This is a genomic window from Hymenobacter daecheongensis DSM 21074, assembly GCF_900141805.1.
In the GTDB taxonomy this organism is placed as follows: domain Bacteria; phylum Bacteroidota; class Bacteroidia; order Cytophagales; family Hymenobacteraceae; genus Hymenobacter; species Hymenobacter daecheongensis.
The window spans coordinates 90,321-116,410 of sequence record NZ_FQYN01000002.1 but is presented as its reverse complement, the minus strand read 5'-3'; the positions used below and the strand labels follow the sequence as shown (position 1 = coordinate 116,410).

The 26,090-nt window shown below is 57.6% G+C and carries 22 protein-coding genes; 16 read left to right on the top strand and 6 right to left on the bottom strand.

Translation table 11 applies throughout. From position 1 onward, the window contains the following. Positions 1 to 12: 12 nt before the first annotated feature. The 6 genes from priA to rpsF all read right to left on the bottom strand — a co-directional run bounded on the left by priA (position 13) and on the right by rpsF (position 8,349). Positions 13 to 2,550, bottom strand: coding sequence for a replication restart helicase PriA (priA, locus tag BUB62_RS03435; RefSeq protein WP_073106234.1), 2,538 nt, complete (start codon positions 2,548 to 2,550; stop codon positions 13 to 15). Positions 2,551 to 2,660: 110 nt separating this feature from the next. Next, positions 2,661 to 4,715 (bottom strand): thioredoxin domain-containing protein, encoded by a 2,055-nt coding sequence (locus BUB62_RS03430; protein WP_073106232.1) that lies wholly within the window; start codon positions 4,713 to 4,715, stop codon positions 2,661 to 2,663. Positions 4,716 to 4,782: 67 nt separating this feature from the next. Further along, positions 4,783 to 6,906 (bottom strand): GSCFA domain-containing protein, encoded by a 2,124-nt coding sequence (locus BUB62_RS03425; RefSeq protein ID WP_084538797.1) that lies wholly within the window; start codon positions 6,904 to 6,906, stop codon positions 4,783 to 4,785. 344 nt (positions 6,907 to 7,250) lie between these two features. Then, positions 7,251 to 7,694 (bottom strand): 50S ribosomal protein L9, encoded by a 444-nt coding sequence (gene rplI, locus BUB62_RS03420; RefSeq protein WP_073106227.1) that lies wholly within the window; start codon positions 7,692 to 7,694, stop codon positions 7,251 to 7,253. Positions 7,695 to 7,712: 18 nt separating this feature from the next. Beyond that, entirely contained in the window at positions 7,713 to 7,964 is a 252-nt protein-coding gene (rpsR, locus tag BUB62_RS03415) for a 30S ribosomal protein S18 (RefSeq protein WP_073106224.1), read from the bottom strand. 4 nt (positions 7,965 to 7,968) lie between these two features. Continuing rightward, the gene (gene rpsF, locus BUB62_RS03410) at positions 7,969 to 8,349 is read right to left on the bottom strand and encodes a 30S ribosomal protein S6 (protein WP_073106222.1); all 381 of its coding nucleotides are present in this window, start codon (positions 8,347 to 8,349) and stop codon (positions 7,969 to 7,971) included. Positions 8,350 to 8,742: 393 nt separating this feature from the next. On the opposite strand from rpsF, the gene BUB62_RS03405 reads away from it, so the two are divergent. The 16 genes from BUB62_RS03405 (at position 8,743) to BUB62_RS19260 (ending at position 26,040) form a co-directional block, all read left to right on the top strand. Then, the gene (locus tag BUB62_RS03405; RefSeq protein ID WP_073106219.1) at positions 8,743 to 10,080 is read left to right on the top strand and encodes a c-type cytochrome; all 1,338 of its coding nucleotides are present in this window, start codon (positions 8,743 to 8,745) and stop codon (positions 10,078 to 10,080) included. A gap of 162 nt (positions 10,081 to 10,242) precedes the next feature. Further along, the gene (locus tag BUB62_RS03400) at positions 10,243 to 13,284 is read left to right on the top strand and encodes a TAT-variant-translocated molybdopterin oxidoreductase (protein ID WP_073106217.1); all 3,042 of its coding nucleotides are present in this window, start codon (positions 10,243 to 10,245) and stop codon (positions 13,282 to 13,284) included. A gap of 122 nt (positions 13,285 to 13,406) precedes the next feature. After that, positions 13,407 to 14,864 carry an NrfD/PsrC family molybdoenzyme membrane anchor subunit gene (gene nrfD / locus BUB62_RS03395; RefSeq protein ID WP_084538796.1) on the top strand — a complete coding sequence of 486 codons (1,458 nt, stop codon included), beginning with the start codon at positions 13,407 to 13,409 and terminating at the stop codon, positions 14,862 to 14,864. After that, the gene (locus BUB62_RS03390; RefSeq protein WP_073106213.1) at positions 14,857 to 15,381 is read left to right on the top strand and encodes a DUF3341 domain-containing protein; all 525 of its coding nucleotides are present in this window, start codon (positions 14,857 to 14,859) and stop codon (positions 15,379 to 15,381) included. The genes nrfD and BUB62_RS03390 overlap by 8 nt, the downstream gene beginning before the upstream one ends. Next, positions 15,381 to 16,115 (top strand): c-type cytochrome, encoded by a 735-nt coding sequence (locus tag BUB62_RS03385; protein WP_073106210.1) that lies wholly within the window; start codon positions 15,381 to 15,383, stop codon positions 16,113 to 16,115. Before BUB62_RS03390 ends, BUB62_RS03385 begins: the two co-directional genes overlap by 1 nt. A 6-nt stretch (positions 16,116 to 16,121) precedes the next feature. Beyond that, positions 16,122 to 17,435 (top strand): quinol:cytochrome C oxidoreductase, encoded by a 1,314-nt coding sequence (locus BUB62_RS03380; RefSeq protein ID WP_073106209.1) that lies wholly within the window; start codon positions 16,122 to 16,124, stop codon positions 17,433 to 17,435. Positions 17,436 to 17,540: 105 nt separating this feature from the next. Continuing rightward, positions 17,541 to 18,611: a cytochrome c oxidase subunit II gene (locus BUB62_RS03375; RefSeq protein WP_073106207.1), complete on the top strand. Its 1,071-nt coding sequence runs from the start codon at positions 17,541 to 17,543 to the stop codon at positions 18,609 to 18,611. Between the two features lie 23 nt (positions 18,612 to 18,634). Beyond that, entirely contained in the window at positions 18,635 to 20,494 is a 1,860-nt protein-coding gene (locus BUB62_RS03370; protein ID WP_234988620.1) for a cytochrome c oxidase subunit I, read from the top strand. A 160-nt stretch (positions 20,495 to 20,654) separates the two neighbouring features. Beyond that, positions 20,655 to 21,740: a COX15/CtaA family protein gene (locus tag BUB62_RS03365; protein ID WP_073106205.1), complete on the top strand. Its 1,086-nt coding sequence runs from the start codon at positions 20,655 to 20,657 to the stop codon at positions 21,738 to 21,740. Between the two features lie 52 nt (positions 21,741 to 21,792). Further along, on the top strand, positions 21,793 to 22,644 hold the full coding sequence (gene cyoE / locus BUB62_RS03360; RefSeq protein ID WP_073106203.1) for a heme o synthase: 852 nt from the start codon (positions 21,793 to 21,795) through the stop codon (positions 22,642 to 22,644). Between the two features lie 9 nt (positions 22,645 to 22,653). After that, positions 22,654 to 23,241 (top strand): cytochrome c oxidase subunit 3, encoded by a 588-nt coding sequence (locus BUB62_RS03355; protein ID WP_073106200.1) that lies wholly within the window; start codon positions 22,654 to 22,656, stop codon positions 23,239 to 23,241. Positions 23,242 to 23,263: 22 nt separating this feature from the next. Beyond that, positions 23,264 to 24,037: a cytochrome c oxidase subunit 3 gene (locus tag BUB62_RS03350; protein WP_073106198.1), complete on the top strand. Its 774-nt coding sequence runs from the start codon at positions 23,264 to 23,266 to the stop codon at positions 24,035 to 24,037. Between the two features lie 135 nt (positions 24,038 to 24,172). Then, complete coding sequence (locus tag BUB62_RS03345; protein ID WP_073106196.1) at positions 24,173 to 24,514, top strand: cytochrome C oxidase subunit IV family protein; 342 nt, start codon at positions 24,173 to 24,175, stop codon at positions 24,512 to 24,514. A 3-nt stretch (positions 24,515 to 24,517) separates the two neighbouring features. Then, a complete protein-coding gene (locus BUB62_RS03340) occupies positions 24,518 to 25,192 on the top strand; it encodes an SCO family protein (protein WP_073106193.1) in 675 nt (224 codons plus the stop codon). Further along, complete coding sequence (locus tag BUB62_RS03335; RefSeq protein WP_073106192.1) at positions 25,167 to 25,721, top strand: DUF420 domain-containing protein; 555 nt, start codon at positions 25,167 to 25,169, stop codon at positions 25,719 to 25,721. The genes BUB62_RS03340 and BUB62_RS03335 overlap by 26 nt, the downstream gene beginning before the upstream one ends. A gap of 73 nt (positions 25,722 to 25,794) precedes the next feature. Beyond that, entirely contained in the window at positions 25,795 to 26,040 is a 246-nt protein-coding gene (locus BUB62_RS19260; protein ID WP_073106190.1) for a hypothetical protein, read from the top strand. Positions 26,041 to 26,090 lie beyond the last annotated feature (50 nt).

Genomic DNA, 26,090 nt, shown 5'->3' with positions numbered 1-26,090 from the left:
GTCGGCGCTGTGCTACATCGGGTCTACATCAGCCACCAGCCGGGCCTGCTTGAATTCCTTCTGATCCTTTACCACGTTGATAGCAGCCATGATTTCGCTTTTGGCGTGCTTAAGTACGGTGTGTTCCCGGTCGAGCTTAATGGTTATTTCCTGCAGATAGAAGTTGCGGATGCGGAAGATGTAGGGCGCTTCAGGCCCCAGCACGGCCTCGCGGCCCAGCCTATCGACCAGTTCCTGCGTGAGCAGAATGGCCGCCTGCTCGGCCACCAATTGGTCCACGTGCTTCACCGTCATCCGAATCACGCGCATGAAGGGCGGGAAGCCGTATTCGCGGCGCTGGGTGATTTCGTACTCGTAAAATTCGAGGTAGTCGTTGCGAATTACTTTGTCGAAGATGACCTGGGCCGGGTCAGCAGTCTGGATGATGACCTTGCCCTTCTTGCCCTTGCGCCCGGCCCGCCCGCTCACCTGCACGAACATCTGAAACGCCCGCTCGTGGGCTCGGAAGTCGGGGTAGTGGATGATGCTATCGGCGTTGATGATACCGACTAAGCTCACGTTGGCGAAATCGAGGCCTTTGGTTACCATTTGGGTGCCCACTAGCACGTTGGTCACCTGGTTTTCAAAGTCGGCAATGATCTGCTGGTAGGAGTTTTTGGCGCGGGTCGTGTCGAGGTCCATGCGCTGCACGTTGGCCTGGGGCAGCATGATTTTGAGGTCGTCCTCAATCTTCTCGGTGCCGAAGCCGACGGTTTTCAGATTGCGCGAGCCGCAGGCGGGGCATTCCACCGGCATCCGATCGTGGAAGCCGCAGTAGTGGCAGCGTAGCTCGTGGGCGTGCTTGTGGTAGCTCAGGCTCACCGCGCAGTTCTTGCACTTCGGAATCCAGCCGCAGTCGAGGCAGTTGATGAACGGGGAGTAGCCGCGGCGGTTCTGAAACAGAATCACCTGCTCCTTCAGCGCCAGCTTGCGCTCCATCTCGCTCATCAGCTCGGGCGTGAAGTGGTTGAGCATCGTTTTCTGCTCCCGGCCCTTGCGGGTGTCCACCAGCTCGATTTCGGGCAGGCCGGCCTCGCCGAAGCGCTTGGTGAGCGTGACCAGGCCCCAGCGGCCGGCCCGGGTCTGGTAGTAGGTTTCCACCGAGGGTGTGGCCGAGCCGAGCAGAGTTTTGGCGCCCTGGAAGTTGGCCATCATCAGCGCCACCTCGCGGGCGTTGTAGCGCGGTGAGGGGTCGTACTGCTTGTAGCTCGATTCGTGCTCCTCGTCCACGATGATGAGCGAGACGTTATCAAACGGCAGAAACACGGCGGAGCGCACGCCCACTACCACCTGGAACCGGCCCGACAGCACGCCGTTCCACACTTCCACCCGCTCATTGTCCGAAAACTTGGAGTGGTACACGCCCAGCCGCGAGCCAAACACGCGCATCAGCCGGGTCACGATCTGGGCCGTGAGGGCAATTTCGGGCAGCAGGTATAGCACCTGCCCACCGCCTTCCAGCGCCTTGCGGATCAGCTCAATGTAGATTTCGGTTTTGCCCGCACCCGTCACGCCGTGCAGCAGCACAATGTCCTTTTCGGTGAATTGCTGCAGAATATCAGCCTGAGCCGCCACCTGGGCCTCGCTCAGCGAGAAATGCAGCTTGGCCTCCGGCGAATCGCCGAGCGGAAACCGCGACACAATCACGTCGAACTGCTCCAGCACGCCGTTTTTGATGAGCGTGTTGACGGCGGAAGGGGAGAGGTGCGGGGCGCTGGTCAGGTACGCCTTTTCGATGCCCTGGTGGTTGCTGTACTCGTTCTGATACACGGGCACTTTCTGCAGGTAGCGCATCAGCACATCCAGCTGCTTAGGCCGCCCGGCCAGCTGCTGAAACAGCGTTTCCAGCGCCGCCTCGGCCACGAAATGGTGGGCCAGCCGCACCTTCTTCACCACCTTGGGCGAAAACTTATCGGCCAGGTGCTCAAACAGAAAGATGACATCCTTCTGAATCAGCGACTTGATAACCTTGTGGAAGTTGGTGCTGCCCAGCAGGTCGCCGACTTCGGTAAACGTCAGCGCCTTGCCGTCTTCGGTGCTCAGCGCCTCCACAATCTTCTCCTCCTGCTCACTGAGAGGGTAAGTGGGCTCCTCGCGCACAAAAGCCGGATGCAGCTGAATCCGCGACTCCGAGCTGAGCTTCAAGGCCGAGGGCAGCGCCGCGTTTATCACCTCGCCCAGCGTACACATATAATAGTCAGCCATCCAGCGAAACAGCTTCAGCTGGGCCTGGGTCACCACCGGCGCGTCGTCGATAAATTCGAGCACGTACTTGGCCTGGTACAAGGCCGGCGGCGTCTCGTGTACGGCCGCTACAATGCAGCTGAGCGTCTTTTTGGCTCCGAACTGCACAATCACCCGGCCCCCGATAACGACGTCGTCGTTCATCTCGTAGGGCACGCGGTAGGTATAGAGCTTGGGCAGCGGCAGCGGCAAAATCACGTCGCAAAACAGCGTGATACGGTCGGTGGCAGCCGGCTCGGGCTGGACAAAGTCAAAAGTGAGGCTCAACGGGCAGGGTACTAACAGCGGAACCGTAAAGATAAACTGCCGGGCCGATGATTCGGCCCACAGCCGAGAATACGCACGGCGAGGGCTGAATATTCAGGAAACAGGATGGCTTATTCCTGGTCGGCTTCCCGCAGCTGCGCCAGCGCCTCCGCCACAGTATGCACCGGCAAGCGGCAGGCGCGGTTGAAGCACACATAAAGCGTAGTCTTGCCATCCAAAACCGGGCGCTGCCGCAGCAACGGCAGGTTGTCCGTCGCCTCAGCCGCCCCGGCCAGCACCGCATTCGGCAGAAAATGCCGGCTCAGTTCGTGCCGGTACGCTTCCGCCTCCGGCCCGACAATGGCAATTTCGGCCGTCGGGTACAGTAGGGCCGCATACAGCGCGGCCCAGTTGGTGAGGTGCTGCGGCTCCTTCACCGCCAGCGCCTGCACCTGCCGGAGCATAGCCGCGGCCAGCTCCTGGTAGCGAGGGTTGTCGAGGTGCAGGCCCAACCGGTGCAGGTTGTGCGCCATCACCGAGTTGGAACCGGGAATTACGTTGTCGAACAGCTCCTTTTTGCGGGCAATAAGCTGCTCGCCGGCATCATTGATAAAGAAAAACTGCTGCTCGCGGGGGTCGAAAAAATGCGCCAGCACGTATTCGTTCAGCGTGTCCGCCGTCCGCAGCCAATGCGCGTCAAAGGTTACTTCGTAGAGGCTGATATACGCCTGAATCAGCAGCGCGTAATCTTCCAGAAAGGCATCAATAGAGGCGCGGCCGGCTTTGTAGCTGCGGAACAGGCGCGGGCCGTGGCGGAGCTTTTCTTCCAGAAAGTGCGCATTGTGCAGCGCCAGCTCCAGAAAATAAGCATCGCCGAAAGCCCGGTACGCATCCAGTAGGCCGCTGAGCATGAGGGCATTCCAGCCGGTCAGGATTTTGTCGTCGAGGGCGGGGCGGGGGCGCCGGGCGCGGGCCTCCAGGATGGTGGCTTTCCAGTCGAGCACCATTTCGGCCACCACGCCGGGCTGCAGCTCGTGCTTGCGGGCAAAGTCGGCATCGGTCTGGCGGCGGTGCAAAATGTTACGGCCGTGCTCCCAGTTGCCGAGAGCCGTGCAGCCGTAATAATCAGAAAAAAGCAGCTCCTCGTCGCCCAACAGGCTTTTCAGCTCATCTTTGGTAAACACGTAGAACTTGCCTTCCTCGCCCTCACTATCGGCATCCAGCGCCGAGTAAAACCCGCCTTCCGGACTCTGCAGCTCCCGCGCCACGAAAGCCACCGTATCGTACACCACCTCCCGGAAAAGCTCGTCCTGCGTTACCTGGTAGGCTTCGGCATACAAGCTCACCAGCTGGCCGTTGTCGTACAGCATCTTCTCGAAGTGCGGAGCCAGCCACTCGGTGTCGGTGGAGTAGCGGGCAAAGCCGCCGCCGGCCTGGTCATAAATACCGCCCCAGGCCATTTCGCGCAGCGTCAGCAAGGCTTGGTTCAGCACCGATTGACTGCCGGTAGCCGCGTGCGTGCGGAGCAGAAACCGCCAGATGCTAGGCATCGGAAACTTCGGCGCGCGGTTCGTACCTCCTTTCTCGCGGTCAAACTTCTGGCTCAGATTATACACCAGCAGCTTAAACTGGTCCGCCGAAAAACCCGCTTCTGAAGGCTGCAGGCCGTATTTGGCTAAGTCGCTGGTGCGCAAAGCCTCCGCAAACTTCTCCGCCGACTGCTCCAGCTCCCACCGGTTTTCATTCTGATACGCCTCTCCAATGCTTGCCAGCAGCTGCGCAAAGTTGCGCGGGGCGAAGTAAGTGCCGCCGTAAAACGGCTTGGCCTCGGGGGTCAGAAACACGTTCAGCGGCCAGCCGCCCGGCAGGCCCATAGCGTGCAGCGCATCCATATACACTTGGTCCACATCGGGCCGCTCCTCCCGGTCCACCTTGATGCACACGAAATGCGCGTTCATGGCCGCCGCAATCTGCTCATTCTCGAACGACTCGCGCTCCATCACATGGCACCAATGGCAGGCCGCGTAGCCAATGCTCACCAGAATCGGCTTCTGCTCGGCCCGCGCCCGCGCCAGTGCCTCCTCGCCCCACGGATACCAATCCACCGGGTTGTGCGCGTGCTGTTGCAGATACGGGCTGGATTCCTGGCTGAGGCGGTTAGTGTGGGCAGGCTGGACAGCAGACATCAGGCGGGCGGAAGAAGTGGAAAACACGAAACCCAGCCGTTGGGGGCTGGGTTTCGAAGTAAAGGAATTATGCGGTTTCGTCGGGCTGCGCGGGTTTCTTGCGCGGTGGCCGCACGCGCTTTTTGGGCGCGGCTTTCGCCGGTGCTGCCTCCGCCACGGGTGCTGCCACCACCGGCGGCGCTTCAACCGGCGCTGCCGCCGGCTTGCGGGGTGCCCGTGCTGCTTTTGGCTTGGCCGGCGCTTTGGCGACGGCAGGTTTGGCAGCGGCCTGCGTGGCTGCTTTCGGGGCCGCCGTTTTCTTCGGGGCGGCTTTAGTCTTAACCGCCGCTTTGACTTTCGGCGCGGCGGTGGCTTCTTCGATGGTGGTCGGACTGGTAGTTGCGTCTGCCGCCGTCGCTACCGTCGGAACAGTCGTTTCCGGCGCGAGTTCCGGCTCCGACGCTACAGGAGCCGCTGTCACCGCCGACATTGGGGCCTCAGCTGGCAGTGTTGCCTTGCTTTTGGCAGCCGAGCCGGGAGGCGCTACAATCGCTGCTTTCACATTTTTGCGGGCTGGCGGGGTCCGAACAATGCCTTTGTTCTGACGCTTAGGCAGCGTCGGAGCCTCTGCATCGTCCTTCATCGGCACCAGCCAATCGGTGTGAGGCCGAGGATTGGACCTTTCGTAAGCTACTACCGGTCGCGGCGCCGGGGTAGGAGCGGGCTCCACTACGGGAAGCTCATGGATGATTTCCAGCTCCTGGCGCAGGAGCGGCACTTCCGGCTCCGGCTGCGCAGCCTCGGCTTCCGGCGCTACCACCGTCGGCAGCGGTGCCACCGGTTCGGCTACTGTCACCGATGTCGCGCTGACCGCCGTTTGCTGGGCTGCTTCCAGCGCGGCGCGGGCGGCATTTTTCCGCGCCGTGCGCTTGGCCCCGCCGCGGGAGCGGCGCTTCTTTTTCGGCGGGGCTACTTCCCCAACGACTGGTACTTCTGTTTCTCCGGCCGTTTCCAACTGATCCGGCAGTTCCTCTGCCACCGGTTCCGGCACCGCCACGACCGGCGCGGCGGTTACTGGTGGCTGGGCCAGGCGTATCGGCCGGGTATGCTCGACGTGGACCGGCACCGAAGCTGGCGGTGCGGTATTCTCCACGTCGGCGGCTTCGCCAATGTCGATGCGCTCCTCGTCGTCGTCCGGCTCTGGCTCGGCCAGGGGCTTGGGCTGCGGCGGCAACGGCAGGGCCGCTAGCTGTTGCTGCACTTCCCGGATTTCGCGGCGCACATCGGCTTGTGCAGCCAGCTTCTGCAACCGTTCCAGCGTGTTTTCCAGGAAAGTGCGGTGCTCCGGCGCGGCCGCATACAGCGGCCGATGCCCCAGGGCCTGCTGCACGGCTTCCCATTCTTTCTTGAAGCGCCCGAAAGCTTGGTCGAAATACGTGCGCGTAAACCGCTCCCAGATGTAGTTCTCGGCCACTTCCGATGGGTGCAGCATGTCGGCCGCGTAGAAGCGGTAGTCGCGCAAATCGTCCAGCAGCAGCTCGTAGGCCGGGAAATACGACACATCGGGCAGCAGCTCACTCAGGTAGTGGCAGGCCACGCGCAGCACCGACTTGCTTACCGCGTTCAGCGGCAGCGTATCTTTGAGGTGGCGCACCGGGCTCACGGTCAGAATGAAGCGCAGCTTGGGGTTTTTCAGGCGCAGCGCGGCATGCGTTTCCGCCACGGCGTTTATCACCTCGTCCGGAGTTAGCAGCTCCTTCTCAAACTTCTCCGCCGGAATCTTGTGGCAGTTGCTTACCAGCTCCTGCGTTTCCGCCAGCCGGTAGGCGAAAGCCGTACCCAGCGTGAGCACCACCACATCAGCGCTTTCCAGAAACCGGCCCGTGCGCGCCACCACCTCCCGAATCTGCTCCAGCAGCACTACCGGCGACTCGGCCCCGATTTCGGCGGGCAAATCATAGCTCTGCCAGCGGCCGCGGGCCTCTACCAAATGCTGCTGCCAGTCCATTTCCTCGCCGGCCGCCGCCCGCAGCAGCATACACGCCGACAACGGGTTGAACACGGTGCCAAACGGATTGACCAGCGCGTCAACCTTGTGCTGCGCCAGCCGACTACCAATGGTATCGGAAAAGCAGGAGCCTATCGTCAGCACGCGGGCCGCCAGGGGCAACTGCGAGGGATGAGGCGTAAGTGGTACTTCAGTGCGAAACATTCGAAAGCAATAGGGCCGGGAGCCGGCCAACGGATTGGCAACCTACTCAACTCGCTGCTCTCGGCCAAAAGAAGCGTAGTGGGCAGCCCGCGGCGGCTGGATAAACGGTTAGGCAACGGGAATATCTTCTACAGGATTATTCCGCAGTTGGGTTTACCAAAGGTATCGGGAAAAGAACAGAATCTGTGCGCCAGCCCGCATTGCGCCCAAATTCATTCGGCCGGATAGCGGCGGCAAGCCTGTCAGGCCGGGCGGCCCCAAAGCCTGCCGGGCCAGCTTCGGCAAACAGCAAAAAAGCCCGGTCACCGCAGTGACCGGGCTTTCCAAGCCTGTTGGGCAGCAGCTTACTCAGCTACTACGTTGAAGCGTACTTGGTGCTTCACTTCCTTGTGCAGGTTTACGGTAGCGGTGTACTCACCGGCAGCCGTAGGCTCCTGATCGAAGGAAATGCGCTTGCGGTCTACATCAATGCCTTTGGCCTTGAGGGCCTCAGCGAGCTGCAGCGTGGTTACCCGGCCGAAAATCTTGCCGGTTTCACCCACTTTCGCTTTGATGTCGAATGCCGCGTCGCCAATCTGGTTGGCCACGCCCTGCGCTTCGGTTTTGATTTTCTCGGCTTTGTGAGCGGCCTGACGCACGTTCTCAGCAATCACCTTCTTGTTGGATTTGTCGGCCAGAATAGCCAGACCCTGCGGGAGCAGGTAGTTGCGACCGTAGCCGGGCTTCACAGTAACGATGTCGTTCTTGTAGCCCAGGTTCTTTACGTCGTCTTTCAGAATTACTTCCATCTCAGTCGTCGTTAGGGGTTACTTCAGCGAATCGGTTACGTACGGCATCAGCGCCAGGTGACGGGCTTTGGCCACGGCCTGGGCTACTTTGCGCTGGAACTTCAGGCTGGTGCCCGTGATGCGGCGGGGCAGAATGCGGCCCTGCTCGTTCACGAACTTCAACAGGAAATTCGGGTCTTTGTAGTCCACGTACTTAATGCCGGCTTTCTTGAAGCGGCAATACTTCACGCGTGTGTCCTGCTTGTGGATTCTTTCGTTGGCGAGGCTCATATCCTTATTGTGCTACGGCGGCTTCCGATTCTTTTTTAGCTTTCTGCTGGTTCATCTCGCCCTTGCGGCGACGCTCACCATAAGCCACGGCGTGCTTATCGAGCACCGTGGTCAGGAAGCGGATAACACGCTCGTCGCGGCGGAAGGCCAGCTCAAGCACGTCAACGATGTTGCCCGAGCCAGTGAACTCAACGAGGTGGTAGTACCCGGTTGATTTCTTCTGAATTGGGTAGGCCAATTTCTTGAGGCCCCAGTTTTCAGCGTGGATAATGTCGGCGCTATTTTCCTTAAGCACCTGGGTGAACTTCTCGATCGTCTCTTGTACCTGGCTCTCGTTCAGCACGGGAGTCAGGATGAAGACCGTCTCGTAATTTCTTACTTCCATTAGACGGGATGAAAAAATTAGGGTGAAAAAACTTATTGAGGGGGCAAAGGTACATTTTTTTTCGCCTCGTACTAGTCGCCAGCACAAAATCGCGCAAATAAGCCAGCCTATAATAAGCTGATTGCTAGCCCGCAAAACATTTGCCCGGTGAATCGGTAAGTACAGAGGCCGGGCAGGGCACCTGTATAAATATAAGGTGTCTCAATTCAGAACCATACTTCAGCTTGCACGGGCACCGGGGTGGTCATCTGGCAAAATGCTGGTTTTAGAATCATTCTACACAAGCTCCGAAAGCCGAAAATTAGCCCCGGCGGGTTTGTTCTCTGCGATTCGCAACCTACATTTGTGGCCTTGAAGTACCCCCGCGTTTCCTTTCCCCAGTCAAATAGTGCTATGAATAGCATCCGACTTCGTCCTCTTTCCCATCTCTTTCTCGCTCTGTTCCTGACGTTTGCTGCCGTTGGTCGTTCTTCGGCCCAAACGGTTGGTGCCGCTCCGGCCGTGAGCAAAGAAGGGGTGGTGCCCGGCGCAACGGCCGCCGCGGCCCCTGCCGCCGCCGCTGGCGCAACCACCGGCGATGCCGCCGCTATTGCCGCCGGTGATGCCCTGTTTAAAGGCAACTGCGCCCAGTGCCACGCCATCAACGACGTAGTAGTTGGTCCGGCTCTGGCTGGTATCGCCAAGCGCCGTCCCATCTCCTGGCTGATTCCCTGGATCAAGAACTCCAGCAAAGTAGTAGCCAGCGGCGACGAATATGCCGTGAAGCTCTACAACCAGTATGGCAAGCAGCAGATGCCGAGCTTCCAGCTCTCCGATGCTGAAATCACTTCGATTATCTCTTACGTGACGGCGGAGGAAGGCAAGACGGCTGGCCCCGCTTCCACGCAGGGAACCGGCATCAAGCCTGCCGATGGTGCTGAAACGCCAGGTGTAGGCGCTGAAAGTACTTCTAGCAAGTACATCGATATCCTGCTCATCGTACTGGTAGTAGTGCTGATTGTGATGGTGGTAACGCTGGTTATCATTGCCAACATCATGAAGGATGTGCTCCGCGGCCGCAAAGACCTCGACGGTCGCGACGTAGAGCAGCTGGAGCAGCGCTTCGATTTCGCCAAGTTCTATAAGTCGCCGGTGGTGCGTGGTTTGGCAGTCGGCATCTTCGCTCTCGTGGTACTATATGAGTCGGTGCAGGGCGTGATGGCCATTGGCCTGACGCAGGGCTACCAGCCTACCCAGCCCATTGCCTTCTCGCACAAGCTGCACGCCGGCGAGCACCAGATCAACTGCGCGTATTGCCACACTTCAGTATACAAGAGCAAGAGCGCCAACATTCCTTCGGCCAACATCTGTATGAACTGCCACTCGCAGATCAAGACGGAGTCGCCCGAAATCAAGAAGATTTACCGCGCCATCGAGCGCAAGCAGCCCATCCAGTGGGTGCGCATCCACAATATTCCGGACTTGGCGTACTTCAACCACTCGCAGCACACGCAGGTGGGCGGCATCGAGTGCCAGACCTGCCACGGCCCGATTCAGAACATGGAAGTGGTGTACCAGTATTCGGCCCTCACCATGGGCTGGTGCATCAACTGCCACCGCGAAACGCCTCTCAACACGAAGGGCAACGGCTATTACAACAACCTCGTGAAGCTGCACCAGACGGCCAACGGCGCGGCTCCGTTCACGGTATCGTCGAACGGCGGTACGGAGTGCTCGAAGTGCCACTACTAGTTGGTTAGTGGAGTTTTGGGAGCTTGGGTGTTGGTTTGACCTGCGCCGGCTCTCAGACTCCTACGCCACCAGACATTACTAAAACCAAGCTTTACCTTGAGGACTGTGCCGGGTCAGGAAACTAAGACCCCAAGTCCCCAAGACCCTAAGTCCCCAAAACAAATGCAAGAGTCGCCTAAGTACTGGAAGGGAATTGAGGAACTGGAAAGCTCACCGGAGTTCGTAAAAACCGCGCTTAGCGAGTTTGGCGAGTTTCTGCCGATGAAGGAAGCCTATGGCACTTCGGACGCGACGGTAGCGCCCCGCCGCGACTTCCTCAAACTCATGGGCTTCGGCATCGCCGCTGCCACCCTGGCCAGCTGCGAAGCCCCGGTCCGTAAGGCCATTCCTTACCTGAACAAGCCCGAAGAAGTTGATCCGGGTATTGCCAACTTTTACGCCTCCACTTACTTCAACGGCACCGACTACAACAGCGTGCTGGTGAAGACCCGCGAGGGTCGGCCCATCAAGCTGGAAGGCAACCCGGAGTCACCGATTACGCGAGGGGGCCTGTCGGCCCGGGCGCAGGCTTCGGTACTCAACCTGTACGACGGCGGCCGGCTGCAGCACTTTGCCATCAAAGGGCAGAAGGCAGCAACCGACAAGGTAGACCAGGAGATTCGCACGAAGCTGGCGGGCGTTACCGGCCGCATTGCCATCGTGTCGAACACCATCATCAGCCCGACTACCAAGAAGGTCATTGCGGAGTTTGCGGCGCGCTACCCCAACACGCAGCACGTGCAGTACGATGCCAACTCCAGCTCCGCATTGCTGCGGGCCAATGGCGGCGTGCTTCCCTCTTATGATTTCAGCAAGGCCAACGTCATCGTGAGCCTGGATGCTGACTTCCTTGGTACCTGGCTGTCGCCGGTAGAATTTGCCAAGCAATATGTGACCAACCGAAAGGTTTCGAGCACGAAGAAGACCATGTCGCGTCACTTCCAGTTCGAAACCGCGCTGACGCTGACCGGCTCCAACGCCGATGTGCGCGTGGCCGCGAAACCTTCGGAGATGGGCACTATCGCGCTGGAGCTGTACAACGAAATTGCCGGTACCGGCTCTACTCAGAACGCCAAGCTCAAGAAGGCTGCGGCCGAGCTGAAAGCAGCCCGCGCTGCCGGCCTTGTGGTTTCCGGCTCGAACAACGTAGCCGTACAAACGCTGGTAGCCGCCATCAACCAGGCTCTCGGCAGCGCGGCCGTTGATCTGGCTAGCCCCTCGATGTTGCGCCAGGGCGATGATGCCCGCATGGTGCAGCTGGTAAACGACATGAATAGCGGGGCCGTGGGCGCGGTTATTTTTTATAACGCCAACCCCGCCTACGACCATCCGCTGGCCGACAAGGTGAAGACGGGCATCGCCAAAGTGCCGCTGAGCATCTCGCTCAATGACCGGCTGGACGAAACCGGCTCGCTGTGCTACTACGCCTGCCCCGACCACAACTACCTGGAATCGTGGAACGACTACGAGCCCAAGCGCGGCTACCTGAGCCTGGCACAACCGGTGATTTCGCCGCTGTTTGCTACTCGTCAAGCGCAGGACAGCTTGCTCACCTGGGCCGGTAATCCGCAATCCTACTACAATTACCTCAAAGCCTCGTGGCGTGGGGTGCTTACCGGTGATTTCCAGAAAGCCTGGGATGCCGCCGTGCATGATGGCGTGGCAATGGGCACGCTATCGGCAGCCGCTCCGGCTCCTTCGGCTCCAGCTATGAGCGTACAGCAGGCCGTGTCGGCGCTGTCTGCCGCACCGAAAGGCTCGGGTGTAGAGTTGGCGCTGTATGAGAAAGTAGGCATCGGGACTGGTAGCTGCGAAGCTAACAACCCATGGCTGCAGGAATTGCCCGACCCGGTTTCGAAAGCTACCTGGGGTAATTACTTGGCCGTGCCGCGTGAAATGGCCGTGACCAATAAGTGGGAGCAGGGCGACGTGGTGAAAATCACCGCCAACGGCAAATCCATTGAACTGCCCGTGCTGATTCAGCCCGGCCAGGCCAAAGGCACCGTGAGCATTGCCATCGGCTACGGCCGGGAGAGTGCTGGCAAAGTAGGCGACAAAGTTGGGGCTAATGTGTACCCAATGGCGATGATAACGGCTAACGGCATCCAGTACGCCAATACGGTGACGCTGGAAAAAACCGGCAGCCAGTCGCCCATTGCCCAGACCCAGACGCACCACACCATCATGGACCGCATGGTTCAGGTAGTGCAGGAGTCGACCTTGGCGCAGTATGTCAAGAACCCGAAAGAGGTAACCGAGTACGAGAAGATTGCCACGCCTGACGGGCTGGAAGCACCGAACAAGGTTTCGCTCTGGGACGACTACGAGTACAAGAACCACCACTGGGGCATGGCCATCGACCTCAACTCGTGCATCGGCTGCGGCTCGTGCGTGATTGGGTGCCAGGTGGAAAACAACATTGCCGTAGTGGGCAAGCAGGAAGTTATAAACCGCCGCGAGATGCACTGGATGCGCATCGACCGCTACTACAGCTCCGACCACCACAAGGACGAGTTTGAGACGAAAGGCAAGCTGGACACTTACGCGGCCATGGAAGACCCGTCGGACAATCCGTCGGTTATTTTCCAGCCGATGATGTGCCAGCATTGCAACCATGCTCCCTGCGAAACGGTGTGCCCGGTACTGGCTACCACGCACAGTTCGGAAGGTCTGAACCAAATGACCTACAACCGTTGCGTAGGTACCCGCTACTGCGCCAACAACTGCCCGTATAAAGTGCGTCGCTTCAACTGGTTCTCGTACACTTCCAATGAGAAGTTCGAGAACGTGAACGGCCACATGTTCACCGATTTGGGCCGCATGGTGCTGAACCCGGATGTGACGGTACGGGCCCGCGGTGTGATGGAGAAATGCAGCTTCTGCGTGCAGCGCATTCAGCTGGGTAAGCTGGAGGCCAAAAAGCAGAAGCGTCGTCCGAAGGATGGGGAAGTGGTTACGGCCTGCGCGCAGTCCTGCCCTACGGAAGCCATTGTATTCGGTGATATGCGCGACCCCGAGACGCGCATCTCGAAGCTGTTGCGCCGTGAGGATGGCGAGCGGGCTTTCCACGTACTGGACACCATCAACGTGCAGCCCAACGTCACATACCTGACCAAGATCCGGAACACGGAGAAATCAGCCTTCTCCGTCGAAGAAAACGCCTAATTTGATGGGTATTGGGGTATTGGGGACTCAAGGGCCTGGTTTTCTTTCGGGAACAATCCAGCCAGCAAAAAACTAAGCTCCCAAGCCCCTAAGACCCCAAGACCATAACAAAAAACAATCCTATGCAGCACGTATCAGCCGTACGCGAGCCGCTCGTTACCGGGGGGAAGACGTACCACGACGTCACCGTAGACGTGTGCCGCCAGGTAGAGGCCAAACCGAATGTTCGGTGGATGGCCGCCCTGAGCGTAGCCCTCTTTTTCCTGGGTATTTTCCTGTACTCCGTTTACCGCACTCTGTGGTATGGCATTGGAGAGTGGGGACTGAATAAAACGGTTGGCTGGGCCTGGGACATCACCAACTTCGTGTGGTGGGTAGGTATCGGTCACGCCGGCACGCTGATTTCGGCGGTGCTGCTGCTGTTCCGGCAAAAGTGGCGCTCCTCCATCAACCGTGCGGCCGAGGCAATGACCATCTTCGCCGTAATCTGCGCCGCCATGTTCCCGGTGCTGCACATGGGTCGTCCGTGGCTGGCTTACTGGGTTTTCCCACTGCAGAACACGTTCGGTTCGCTGTGGGCTAACTTCAATTCGCCGCTGCTTTGGGACGTATTCGCCATTTCGACCTACTTCACTGTATCGCTGGTGTTCTGGTACACAGGTCTGGTGCCCGACTTCGCTACCATCCGTGACCGGGCTAAAGGTCCGATTGCCAAAGTAGCTTACTCGCTGCTGAGCATGGGCTGGACCGGCTCGGCCAAGCATTGGAGCCGCTACGAAACCGTGTCGCTGATTCTAGCCGGCGTTTCCACGCCGCTGGTACTGTCGGTTCACACCATTGTATCGATGGACTTTGCTACCTCGGTCGTTCCGGGCTGGCACACTACTATCTTCCCCCCATACTTCGTGGCCGGCGCTATCTTCTCCGGCTTCGCCATGGTACTGACCCTGATGCTTATCACGCGGGTCGTATTCAAGCTGGAAGACTACATCACTCTCGAGCACATTGCCCTCATGAATAAAATCATGATGATTACGGGTTCGATTGTGGGTGTGGCTTACATCACGGAGTTCTTCATTGCCTGGTACTCGCAGGTTGAGTTTGAGCAATATGCCTTCATCAACCGCGCCACCGGCCCGTACTGGTGGGCTTACGCGGCTATGATGACCTGCAACGTAATTACGCCGCAGCTGGTCTGGATCCGCAAAGTGCGCTACAGCATTCCGCTGACTTTCGTTCTGTCGATCATCGTGAATATCGGCATGTGGTTCGAGCGCTTCGTGATTATCGTTACCTCGCTGCACCGCGACTACCTGCCTTCGTCGTGGGTAATGTTCTCGCCAACGCGCATCGATATTGGCATCTATGTCGGTACGCTGGGTCTGTTCTTCACGCTGTTCCTGCTCTTCGCCAAGTTCTTCCCCGTAATTAACATGGCCGAGGTGAAAACCATTCTGAAGTACACGGTGGACAACGGCCCGACTTACACCGGCGTTGATCCGCATGCCCACGCTCCCCATCAGACGACCACCCACGGAGTCCCTGCTACGGCTCCGGTAAACTATAACAAGCATGACTAAGCGCTTCGCCCTCGGCATCTTTGAAGACGAAGATGTGCTGCTGCACGCGGTAGAAAACATTCGCGGTGCGGGTGTCAAAATCTACGAAGTGTTCACGCCTTTCCCGATCCACGGTATGGACGATGCACTGGGCATCGAACGGTCGCGCCTCCCGATTGCCGCTTTCTTCTACGGCATGACGGGTCTGGCCTTCGCTCTGTGGATGCAGATCTATATGCTGGGCTTCGACTGGCCGATGATTATCGGCGGTAAGCCGCACATTGCGCTGCCCGCCTTCATTCCGGTTTCCTTCGAATTGACGGTGTTTTTCACCTGCCACGGCATGGTGATTACCTTCTACACTATCAGCAAGCTCTACCCACGGTGGAAAACGCCGGTGCTTGACGTTCGCTCTACCGACGACAAGTTCGTAGTGGCCATTGAGCTGAACGAAAACTCGGACCTGAACGGCCTGACCAAGCTGCTGCGCGAGAATGGCGCATCGGAGGTGAACGAAAAAGAAATGACTAAGAACTAATGACGCATTCGCTGAAACTAGGTCTGCAAGCGTCGGCTATCCTGTTTGGCTCGGTGGTCGCTACCAGCTGCAACCAGGCCGATAATCCCGGCATCGAATATGCGCCGCAGATGTACGAATCTATTCCGTACGATCCGCTGCGTCAGGTGAACACGAACACCATCAACCCGATGGGCATCAACGAGCGGACCCCGGTGGTTGGTACCGTGGCCCGCGGCAAAGAGAACTATTACTCGCACATTCCCAAGGATAGCGTAGGGACGGCTGAGCGCAAGCTGCGCAATCCGTATGCCCATTCCAAAGCCAATCTAGAAGAGGGCAAGGCGCTGTACGTGCGCAATTGCCTGCACTGCCACGGTGAGCAAGGCGACGGGCAAGGACTGGTCGGCATCAAGTTCAAAGGGGTTCCCAACTATTCGGCGGGCGCTTACAAGACCATGAATGAAGGCCACATCTACCACGTTATTCAGTGGGGCCGCAACCGCATGATGCCGCATGGGTCGCAGGTGAACCCCGAGGAGCGCTGGAAGATTGCCATGTATGTCCGGATGCTGCAACTGGGCAAAGGCCCGGACGGCATGGAAGATTACCTGAAAGCCAGCGGCACGATGGTCAGCGACTCTTCGCAGTCGAACGACTCGATGACGCAAAAGCCCACGCTAGAGGCGGGGGCCGACAAAGGCTCGGAAAATCCGGGTCAGGGAGACACTGGGCGTAACGGAACGGCGAACTAACTCGATATGGCAACTCTGACGCATCACGAAAGCGCCACGGCTGAATACCTGGAGGTTTCGCCGGGCACCAACCGTAAATTTCTTATGATTATCGTGGCCGGCGTAATTCTGCTGGCCCTCGGTATCATCGCCTCCATCATGGGCCTTGGTGCAGAGCACCACGAGGCAACTGGTGCGGCGCATGGCGCAGCGGCCGCTCACGGTGGCGAGCACGCGGGTAGTCCCATCTGGCTCAAGCGGGTCATCGTCAGCCTGTGGCACAGCAATGTGTTCTTCGTTGGCATATCGGCCATCGGTACTTTCTTCGTAGCCCTGCAGTATGTGGCTTATGCGGGTTGGTCGGTTATGATCAAGCGCATCAACGAAGCCATGAGCGCCTGGCTGCTGCCTGGTGCTATCATCATGTTGGCCGTGTTCCTGCTGGGTCGTCACGACCTGTTCCACTGGACGCACGACGGCATCATGACCAAAGGCAGCGCTAACTACGATGCCATCATCGCCGGCAAAAGCGGCTTTCTGAACCTGCCGTTCTATCTGATTCGGATGGTGGTATTTCTAGGCATCTGGTGGTTCTTCTCCGAGCGCCTGCGCAAGCTGTCGTTGGCAGAAGACCTGAACGGAGGCACGGAGTACTTCCACAAAAGCATTAACGTAGCGGCGCTGTTCCTGGTGCTGTACGCCGTTTCCTCGTCGATGTCGGCCTGGGACTGGGTGATGTCGGTTGACGTACACTGGTTCTCGACCATGTTCGGTTGGTACGTATTTGCCTCGTGGTGGGTATCGGGCATTGCCATGACTACGCTGACGGCTATTTACCTGAAGCAAGCGGGCTACCTGCGCTTCCTCAATGCCAACCACCTGCACGATCTGGGCAAATTTATGTTTGGCTTCAGCATTTTCTGGACCTACGTGTGGTTCTCACAGTTCATGCTGATCTGGTATGCCAACCTGCCCGAAGAAGCGGTTTACTACAATCAGCGCCTGGGCGGCTTCAACGGCGCTTACACCTGGATCTTCTTCTTCAATCTGGCTATCAACTTCGTTTTCCCTTTCTTGCTGATGATGACGCGGGATGCCAAGCGCCAGATGATTATGCTCAAAATCGTGAGCATCGCCATTCTCATTGGTCACTGGTCGGACTTCTATTTGATGTTCATGCCGGCAACTATGAAGGGCGACAACGGGTTTATCATTGAGATTGGCATAGCGCTGATTTTCCTGGGCAGCTACCTGATTCTGTTTACCAAGCGTCTGTCGCAGGCTTCCCTGATTCCGGTTCATCATCCGTTCCTTGACGAGAGCGTGCATCATACCACCTAATTAAGTAGTTGGGAGTTAGAAGCTAGAAGTTAGGAGCAACCGGGTTTGTTGTTCCTCTACTCCGATGCTCCTAACTCCTAACTCCTAGCTTCTAACTCCTCAAAAATGATTGCTCTCGGTATCTTTCTGCTGTTGCTGTTGCTGCTGGTCGTGTTTGGCCTGCTGTTCCGCATCCAGATTCTGACCTCAATTTTCTCGGGCAGCTCCCGGCGCGAGATTGGCACCAGCAACCGCGTGAATGCCATTCTGATGATGGCGTTCCTCGTGTTGGGCGGCGCATGGTTTGCCTATTCCTTTGTCGACAACTACGGCAAGATGAATCCGCCGATTGCCTCCGTGCACGGCCACGCCATGGAGCGCATGTTTTGGGTGACGATGGCAATCCTCGGCATCGTTTTCACTCTGACGCAAATTCTGCTGTTCTTCTACGCTTACAAATACCAGCATCAGGAAGGCCGTCGCGCGTTCTTCTACTCGCACAACAACAAGATTGAAATTGTCTGGACCATCATTCCCGCTATCGTTATGGCCGGTCTGGTATTCGCCGGCTGGAAGGAATGGTCTAAAATAACGGGTCCGGCTCCTAAAGATTCGGTGGTGCTGGAAGTGATGGGCAAGCAGTTCAACTGGCTGGTCCGCTACCCCGGCCGTGACCAAAAGCTGGGCGTAGTAAACTACCGCCTGATTGATGCCACCAATGAGTTTGGCTTCGATCTGAACGATAAGAGCGGTCTGGATGACTTTGTAGCCGGTGAGGTTCACGTGCCGAAAGGCCATCCGGTGTTGCTCAAGATTCGTTCGCGCGACGTGCTGCACGCCGTGTATATGCCGCACTTCCGGGTGCAGATGTACGCCGTGCCCGGCATGCCGACCAAATTCTGGTTCACGCCTACCGTCACCACGGATGAGATGCGCGCCAAGTTGGGCAATCCGAAGTTCAACTACGAGTTGGCCTGTAACCAGATTTGCGGCCGCGGGCACTTTGCTATGAAGCTGAACATTGTGGTTGATGAACCAGCCGATTACGTGGCTTGGTTTGCCGCCCAGAAATCATTTTCTGAGCAAAACCCCGATGTCTTGGCTAATCTCAAACAGAAGTCGGGTAATCTGGTTGAAACAGAAGTAGTGCCGGCTGCTACGGCAGCTGTGGGCGCTCAGCCAAATCCAGCTCTCTAAACTACAATTTAACGCACGCTTCTATGGCTGCTAACATTCCTACCAACGCGCAGGTGCAAGGTGGTATCGGCACGGCCGCGCCCCACATCGGGCACGACGCGCACCACGATGAGCACGAGCATCATGACCAGCATTGGCTGTTCAAGTATGTCTTTAGCCAAGATCACAAAGTAATTGCCAAGCAGTTCCTGATTACGGGTATTTTCTGGGCTATTCTGGGCGGCACGCTTTCGAGTCTGTTCCGCCTGCAGCTCGGCTGGCCCGAATCGACGATGGAATGGCTGACCCCGTTCTTGGGCAAGTGGATAGAGGCTGGTAAGCTTAATCCGGAGTTCTATCTGGCACTGGTTACGATGCACGGCACCATCATGGTGTTCTTCGTACTGACGGCCGGCTTGAGCGGCACGTTCTCCAACTTCCTGATTCCGCTGCAAGTGGGTGCCCGCGACATGGCTTCGGGCTTTATGAACATGCTCTCGTACTGGTTCTTTTTCCTGTCGAGCATTATCATGTTCACTTCGCTGTTCCTGGAAACCGGCCCGGCTTCGGCTGGCTGGACGATCTACCCACCGCTGAGCGCCTTGCCTCAGGCTATTCCCGGTTCGGGAGCCGGCATGACGATGTGGCTGGTGAGCATGGCACTGTTTATTATTTCGCAGTTGCTGGGTGGCGTTAACTACATCACCACGGTTATCAACCTGCGGACCCGCGGCATGAGCATGAGCAAGCTGCCGCTTACCATCTGGTCGTTTTTCCTGACGGCTATTCTGGGCCTGCTTTCGTTCCCGGTTCTCTTTTCGGCCGCGCTGCTGCTCATCTTTGACCGCTCATTCGGTACCTCTTTCTTTCTGTCGGACATCTACATTGCCGGGCAGGCGCTGCCAAACGTAGGTGGTTCACCTATCCTGTTCCAGCACTTGTTTTGGTTCCTGGGCCACCCCGAGGTGTACATCGTTATCATGCCGGCAATGGGTATGGTATCGGAAATTCTGGCTACCAACTCACGCAAGCCGATTTTCGGCTACCGCGCCATGATTGGCTCGCTGATGGGCATCTCGCTTCTGTCGTTCGTGGTATGGGCTCACCACATGTTCATCACGGGCATGAACCCGTTCCTGGGTTCGGTCTTCATGTTCCTGACGCTGATTATCGCCGTGCCTTCGGCCGTGAAGACTTTCAACTGGCTGGCTACACTGTGGCGCGGTAACATCCGCTTCACCACGGCCATGATGTTCTCAATTGGCTTCGTGTCGCTGTTCATCTCGGGTGGTCTGACCGGTATCATTCTCGGCAACGCCGCGCTGGATATTCAAATGCACAACACGTACTTCGTGGTAGCTCACTTCCACCTAGTGATGGGCTCATCGGCTTTCTTCGGCCTGTTTGCCGGGGTGTACCACTGGTTCCCGAAGATGTTCGGCCGCCACATGGACGAGAAGCTGGGCTACATCCACTTCTGGCTCACGTTCCTGGGTGTGTATCTGGTGTTCCTGCCCATGCACTACGTAGGCATTGCCGGTTTCCCCCGCCGCTACTACGCCTGGACCGGTTTCGACACGTTCAGCCAGTTTGCTGACCTGAACAAGTTTATTTCCGTCGCCGCCATTCTGGCCTTCTTCGCGCAGTTCGTCTTCATCATCAACTTCTTCTACAGCATTTTCCGCGGCCGTCGCGCCACCGAAAATCCGTGGAACTCGACGACGCTGGAGTGGACCACACCGGTATCACCCGGTCATGGCAACTGGCCCGGCGAAATCCCAGCCGTGTACCGCTGGCCCTACGATTATAGCAAGCCTGGCGCTGCGGAAGATTTCATTCCTCAAAACGTGCCCTACTCGCAGACGCAGTCGTCGAACCTGCCCTACGAGCGCGACATGGAATAGCCCGCTGGGCACTAACTTTTGAAACGGGCCGCTGTATCTACGGCGGCCCGTTTTTCTTGCCCAAAGGGGAAATCCAGCCGGCTGGATTTCCCCTTTGCTGTTTCAATCCGAATGCCGATCTGGCTTGTTGTACTACCAATAATCAGCCTTTTTCTTACGCATGGAAATACCTGCTTTTGTGCGCCGTTTTCGCTTTGTCGGTATTCTGACGGTGGTTTCGGTGTATCTGCTCATTCTGGTAGGCGGCATCGTGCGCAGCACCGGCTCGGGCATGGGGTGTCCCGACTGGCCCAAATGCTTCGGTAGCTGGATACCACCGACGCAGCTCAGCCAGCTGCCTACCAATTACAAAGAAGTGTACACAGCGCAGCGCGTGGCCAAAAACCAGAAGCTGGCCCGCACGCTGGAACGGCTGGGCTTTAAGCAGGTTGCCGGGGAGATTTTCGCGCATCCTACCCAGTACATCGAAACCGATTTCAACGCCACCAAAACCTGGATTGAATACCTGAACCGAGTGCTGGGAGCCCTGATCGGGGTATTCGTTTTCCTGACTGTCGTCTTCGCGCTACCATACTGGCAGCGGGACCGAAAAGTGTTCTGGCTGGCGCTTGACTGCTTTATTCTGACGGGTTTTCAGGGTTGGCTCGGCTCTTTGGTGGTTTCTACCAACCTGCTGCCCATCATGGTGACCATCCATATGGGGCTGGCGCTGCTGATTGTGGCGTTACTGCTGTACGCCGTTGTTCGCTCGCAGAAAAACTATGCTTCGCCGCTGCCAACCGTGCTGCCGGCTTCCGGTTCGCTGCTGGCCTTGCTCTGGCTGATTACGCTGCTCACCTTCGGGCAAATCGTGCTGGGCACGCAGGTTCGCGAGGAGGTAGATGTGGTGGCCTTTGCCAACAACTACCTGAACCGGGCGGCCTGGGTAGAGCAGCTGGGACTGACCTTTAAGGTGCACCGCACGTTTTCGGCGGTATTGCTACTGCTCAATCTTTACGCGGCGTATCGGCTGTACCGTCTAAGCGCCAAGTCATTGCACCGAATGGCTACGCTGATACTGGCATTTATCGGTGTGGAGATTTTGGCGGGTATCACGCTGGCGTATCTGGCGTTTCCGGCGGCGGTGCAGCCGGTGCACCTCACGGTAGCTACGCTACTGTTTGGTGCCCAGTTCCTCACCATCGTCACGTATCGGCGACTGACGAAATTGGCCGCGCAGGTCGCTTATCCGGGCGTTGTTGCGTAACTTTGCGGCCCCGTTTGCGGTTGATTCAGCGGGTGGTTTGTTCCCCTCATTAATGATAAAAGCCAGGGCTTATTTCCAGTTGATTAAGTTTCGGCTGGCCTTGACGGTGGCGTTTTCCAGCGCCATCGGATACCTGCTCGGCGTGCAGGAATTCGATTGGAGTCGGGCGCTGCTAGTGCTGGTAGGTGGGCTGGCCGTGACGGGCTCTGCCAACACCATCAACCAGATCTTCGAGCGTGACCTCGACAAGCTGATGAAGCGCACAGCCAACCGCCCCTTGCCAATGGGCGTGCTCAACATCGCGGAGGCTTGGGTCTTCACCGTAGTACTGGGCGTATTGGGCCTGGGACTGCTGGCTTACTTTTTCAATGTGCAGGCGGCGGCGCTGTCGCTGTTGTCGCTCATTCTGTACGGATTCGTTTATACCCCGCTCAAGCGTATTTCGCCCATTTGCGTGGCGGTGGGGGCGATTCCGGGCGGAATGCCGCCGCTGATTGGCTACGTAGCCGCTACCAATATTCTGGGCCTGGAGGCGCTGGTGTTATTTGGGATTCAGTTCATGTGGCAGTTTCCGCATTTCTGGGCCATTGCCTGGGTGCTCGATGACGACTACAAAAAGGCCGGCTTCAAAATGCTACCCACGCCGGGCGGCAAGGACATGCGTACGGCTTTCCAGATAATGACCTATACGCTGCTGCTGGTGCCGCTGAGCCTGCTGCCGTTTCAGTTTGGCATGAGCGGCAAAACCTACGCCGTGGTAGCCGTGGTCTGCGGCGTGCTTTTTCTGATGCAGACGTTTTATCTGATGCGCACCTGCACCAAAAAAGCGGCCATGCGCATCATGTTCGGCTCTTTTCTCTACCTGCCCATCGTTCAGATTGCGCTGGTACTCGACAAAATTTAACTTTTCAGGATGGATACTTCGGAGATTTTACCAGAAAAAGAGCCCGGTGCCGGTACACACCCGCTAAGGTTTCTGCTGTGGCTGATGATGGTGAGCATCACCATGATTTTTGCCGCTTACACCAGCGCCTACATCGTGCGGCGCGAGGAGGGCAACTGGCTGGAGTTTGAGCTGCCGGCCCGGCTGCTGATTACCACCATCATTCTGGCCTTGAGCAGCGCCACTGTGCAGTGGGCGTATTTTTCGGCCCGCAAGGATGAATTGCGCCGCGTGCAACTGGGTCTGATCCTGACTTTTGTGCTGGGCGTGGCCTTCCTGGTAGGGCAGTGGAACGTGTGGGCTGATCTGGTGCAGAACAAGATTTTCTTCGGCGGCGTAGACTCCAATCCGTCCGGCTCGTTCTTGTATGTACTCACCGGCGTGCACGCTTTTCACCTCATCACGGGCCTCATCTTTCTGCTCATTGTTTTGCGCAAGAGCCTGAACTATCAGGTGCATTCGCGCCAGATGCTCTCCATTGGCAATGTTACCATCTACTGGCACTTCCTCGGCGCGCTTTGGTTGTACCTGTATTTGTTCCTACTTTTGAACCACTGATTTCGTTTTTACCCTGCCCGCTATGTCCACCACTTCCACGACGCAGACGCTTTCACCCAGCACTTCCCACGAAGAGCCCCGCTCGGGCACCTGGGACGGAGGCAACGAACCCTTCAAGGCAAGCTATGGCAAGCTGATGATGTGGTTTTTCCTGCTGTCTGACGCTTTCACGTTTGCCGCTTTCCTGACCACCTACGGGCTGGTTCGTCACCGCCACCTCGCCTACACCGGCGACCATAAGGATTTCGTGTTCAGCTCGGCCTACTGGCCCATTCCGGATAAGGTATTCAACTCCTTCCCCGGTCTGCACGGCATGGATTTGCCGCTGGCCTTCGTGGCCTTGATGACCATGATCCTGATTTTCAGCTCCGTGACGATGGTATTGGCCGTAGAAGCCGGCCACCGCATGGACAAAGCTGACGTGCAGAAATGGCTGCTCTGGACGCTGCTCTTCGGCGCTACGTTCGTGAGCTGCCAGGCCTGGGAGTGGAGCCACTTCATTCATGGCACCGACCATGGCCTAAAAATGCTGGATGGCACCACGTTCTTCGGCGCCAATCTGCACGCCAACGAGTACGGCCCGGTGCTGTTTGCTGACCTGTTTTTCTTCATTACCGGCTTCCACGGCACCCACGTATTCAGCGGCCTGTGCTTGCTGGCGTATTGCTTCATTGCCACTACCAACGGCACGTTTGAGAAGCGCGGCCACTATGAAATGGTAGAGAAAGTGGGCTTGTACTGGCACTTTGTAGACTTGGTTTGGGTGTTCGTTTTCACCTTCTTCTACTTGGTTTAAGCAATTTTGAATTTCGTAGGTTGAAGTCTACCGAGCTTGCGCTCTGCACCTGACTCAGCCAATCTTGAATAGCAGGCCACCTGCCTGCGTATTCAGCATTCAAAATTCAACTCTCAAAATTCAACATTCTCCATTATGGCTCATCACGCACCTGACCAGACGCAGCAGCTCGGCGAAATCCCGAAGCCGAATACGGGCTGGATCTGGAAAACCTTCTTTGTACTGGTTGGTATTACGGCGCTGGAATTTGTTTTCGTGTTCGTCATGGAGCCCAGCACGCTGCGCAACTCCATTTTTATCATCCTGACCATCTTCAAGGCCTTCTTTATTGTGGCCGAGTTCATGCACCTGAAGCATGAAACGAAAGGGCTGATCTGGACGATTCTGGTGCCGATGGCGCTGCTGATCTGGTTGCTGGTAGCGCTCATTACCGAGGGATCCTACATCGGCGAAGCCGTCTATAACATCTTTAAGTAGCGGATGCGGCCCAAACAAACCCTGTTGCTGGGCCTGCTGCTACTCGTGCCGGTATTGGCTTTTCTGTTTCTGAAAACCTTCGGCACCAACCGTTACGCGCTGCCAACTTACCTGCCCGACCGTGTCGATTCGACGCTGGTAGGGGGGAAGTGGCAGCGCGATACTGTTTTTCACCAACTGGGTGATTTCCGCCTCACCTCCCAGTCGGGCCGGACGATAACGCAGAAGGACTTGGATGGCGGGCTGTACGTGGCCAATTTCTTCTTTGCCACCTGCCCCGGAGCCTGCCCGCGCATGAACAGCCTGCTGATGCAGGTGCAGGAAAAATTCCGCAAAGACCCCCGCGTGAAATTTGTGTCGCACACCGTCGATCCGGTGCACGACTCGGTAGCGGTGCTGGAGCGCTACGCGGAGCAGTACGGGGCCATTGCCGGCAAGTGGTTTTTCCTAACCGGCAGCCAAGACGACCTATATCGGCTGGCCACGCAGGACTACCGGCTGCCCGCGCCCACCGGGGCCGCGCCGGGCCTTATTCACAGCCAGAATCTGTACCTGATAGACCGCTACAAGCGCGTGCGCGGCATCTACGACGGCACCAAAGCCAAGGAGGTGAACCGCCTCATCACTGAAATCAGCGTGCTGCTGTACAATTATGACCACAATTCCCCCGGCCGCTAATTCCGGAAACCATACCAAAATCAGGATTACGATGGCCGCGCTGGCGGCCATCGTGCCATTGTTGGTAGCCATTCTGCACTACTTCCCGGAGGCATTTCGGGTGCCGGGAGCCCAAGTGCGGTTTCTGCCCGCGCTGAATGCCGTACTCAACTCCCTGACGGCCGTTTGCCTGCTGCTGGGCTACTACTTTATTCGGCGCAAGGAGGTGTTGAAGCACCGGGCTATGATGGGCACCGCGTTTTTGCTGGGCGCGTTGTTTCTGGTGTCGTATGTGGTATATCACTCGCAGGTGGCTTCAACGTCTTTCGGCGGCACGGGGACGATACGCTACGTGTACTTCGCGCTGCTGCTGAGCCATATTATGCTGGCGGCCCTCACGGTGGGCCTGGTGTTGTTTACGCTGTACTTTGCCCTCACCGAGCAGTTTGCGAAGCACCGCCGCATTGCCCGCTGGACCTTCCCGATCTGGCTGTACGTGTCCGTTACGGGCGTTATCGTGTACCTCATGATTTCGCCGTACTACACCTGATGTTTTCGGTGGGCCGGGGTGCCTCAATGCTGGTGCCAGGAAACTTAACCGGCCAAAACCTGTTGAAAGAAAGATGAAGAAAATAGTGACTTTCAGCTTTTTTGCCTTGTGCCTGAGCTTGTTGCTAAGCTTGGCTCCGCTGGCCACCCAGGCGCAATGCAGCATGTGCAAGACTCAGGTAGAATCGGCGCGTAGCGACAAGGGCGAGTATGACACGTCGGGTCTCAATAGCGGCATTCTATACCTGATGACGGTGCCGTATATTCTGATCGGGGCCGTGGGCTACTTCTGGTATCGAAACACGCACGCCAAGAAATAGAGCGGCCGTTTGAGTTTGTGCCTTTGCTCTGTGAGACAGTTCTGTCGCGG

Coding starts and splice junctions, on each gene's coding strand:
- BUB62_RS03355 (WP_073106200.1), top strand. CDS start 22,654: ATGGATACTTCGGAGATTTTACCAGAAAAAGAGCCCGGTGCCGGTACA.
- BUB62_RS19260 (WP_073106190.1), top strand. CDS start 25,795: ATGAAGAAAATAGTGACTTTCAGCTTTTTTGCCTTGTGCCTGAGCTTG.
- rpsR (WP_073106224.1), bottom strand. CDS start 7,964: ATGAGCCTCGCCAACGAAAGAATCCACAAGCAGGACACACGCGTGAAG.
- BUB62_RS03335 (WP_073106192.1), top strand. CDS start 25,167: ATGACCACAATTCCCCCGGCCGCTAATTCCGGAAACCATACCAAAATC.
- BUB62_RS03365 (WP_073106205.1), top strand. CDS start 20,655: ATGGAAATACCTGCTTTTGTGCGCCGTTTTCGCTTTGTCGGTATTCTG.
- BUB62_RS03340 (WP_073106193.1), top strand. CDS start 24,518: ATGCGGCCCAAACAAACCCTGTTGCTGGGCCTGCTGCTACTCGTGCCG.
- BUB62_RS03400 (WP_073106217.1), top strand. CDS start 10,243: ATGCAAGAGTCGCCTAAGTACTGGAAGGGAATTGAGGAACTGGAAAGC.
- BUB62_RS03375 (WP_073106207.1), top strand. CDS start 17,541: ATGATTGCTCTCGGTATCTTTCTGCTGTTGCTGTTGCTGCTGGTCGTG.
- BUB62_RS03350 (WP_073106198.1), top strand. CDS start 23,264: ATGTCCACCACTTCCACGACGCAGACGCTTTCACCCAGCACTTCCCAC.
- BUB62_RS03425 (WP_084538797.1), bottom strand. CDS start 6,906: ATGTTTCGCACTGAAGTACCACTTACGCCTCATCCCTCGCAGTTGCCC.
- BUB62_RS03390 (WP_073106213.1), top strand. CDS start 14,857: ATGACTAAGCGCTTCGCCCTCGGCATCTTTGAAGACGAAGATGTGCTG.
- BUB62_RS03385 (WP_073106210.1), top strand. CDS start 15,381: ATGACGCATTCGCTGAAACTAGGTCTGCAAGCGTCGGCTATCCTGTTT.
- BUB62_RS03380 (WP_073106209.1), top strand. CDS start 16,122: ATGGCAACTCTGACGCATCACGAAAGCGCCACGGCTGAATACCTGGAG.
- BUB62_RS03405 (WP_073106219.1), top strand. CDS start 8,743: ATGAATAGCATCCGACTTCGTCCTCTTTCCCATCTCTTTCTCGCTCTG.
- BUB62_RS03370 (WP_234988620.1), top strand. CDS start 18,635: ATGGCTGCTAACATTCCTACCAACGCGCAGGTGCAAGGTGGTATCGGC.
- rpsF (WP_073106222.1), bottom strand. CDS start 8,349: ATGGAAGTAAGAAATTACGAGACGGTCTTCATCCTGACTCCCGTGCTG.
- nrfD (WP_084538796.1), top strand. CDS start 13,407: ATGCAGCACGTATCAGCCGTACGCGAGCCGCTCGTTACCGGGGGGAAG.
- rplI (WP_073106227.1), bottom strand. CDS start 7,694: ATGGAAGTAATTCTGAAAGACGACGTAAAGAACCTGGGCTACAAGAAC.
- cyoE (WP_073106203.1), top strand. CDS start 21,793: ATGATAAAAGCCAGGGCTTATTTCCAGTTGATTAAGTTTCGGCTGGCC.
- BUB62_RS03345 (WP_073106196.1), top strand. CDS start 24,173: ATGGCTCATCACGCACCTGACCAGACGCAGCAGCTCGGCGAAATCCCG.
- BUB62_RS03430 (WP_073106232.1), bottom strand. CDS start 4,715: ATGTCTGCTGTCCAGCCTGCCCACACTAACCGCCTCAGCCAGGAATCC.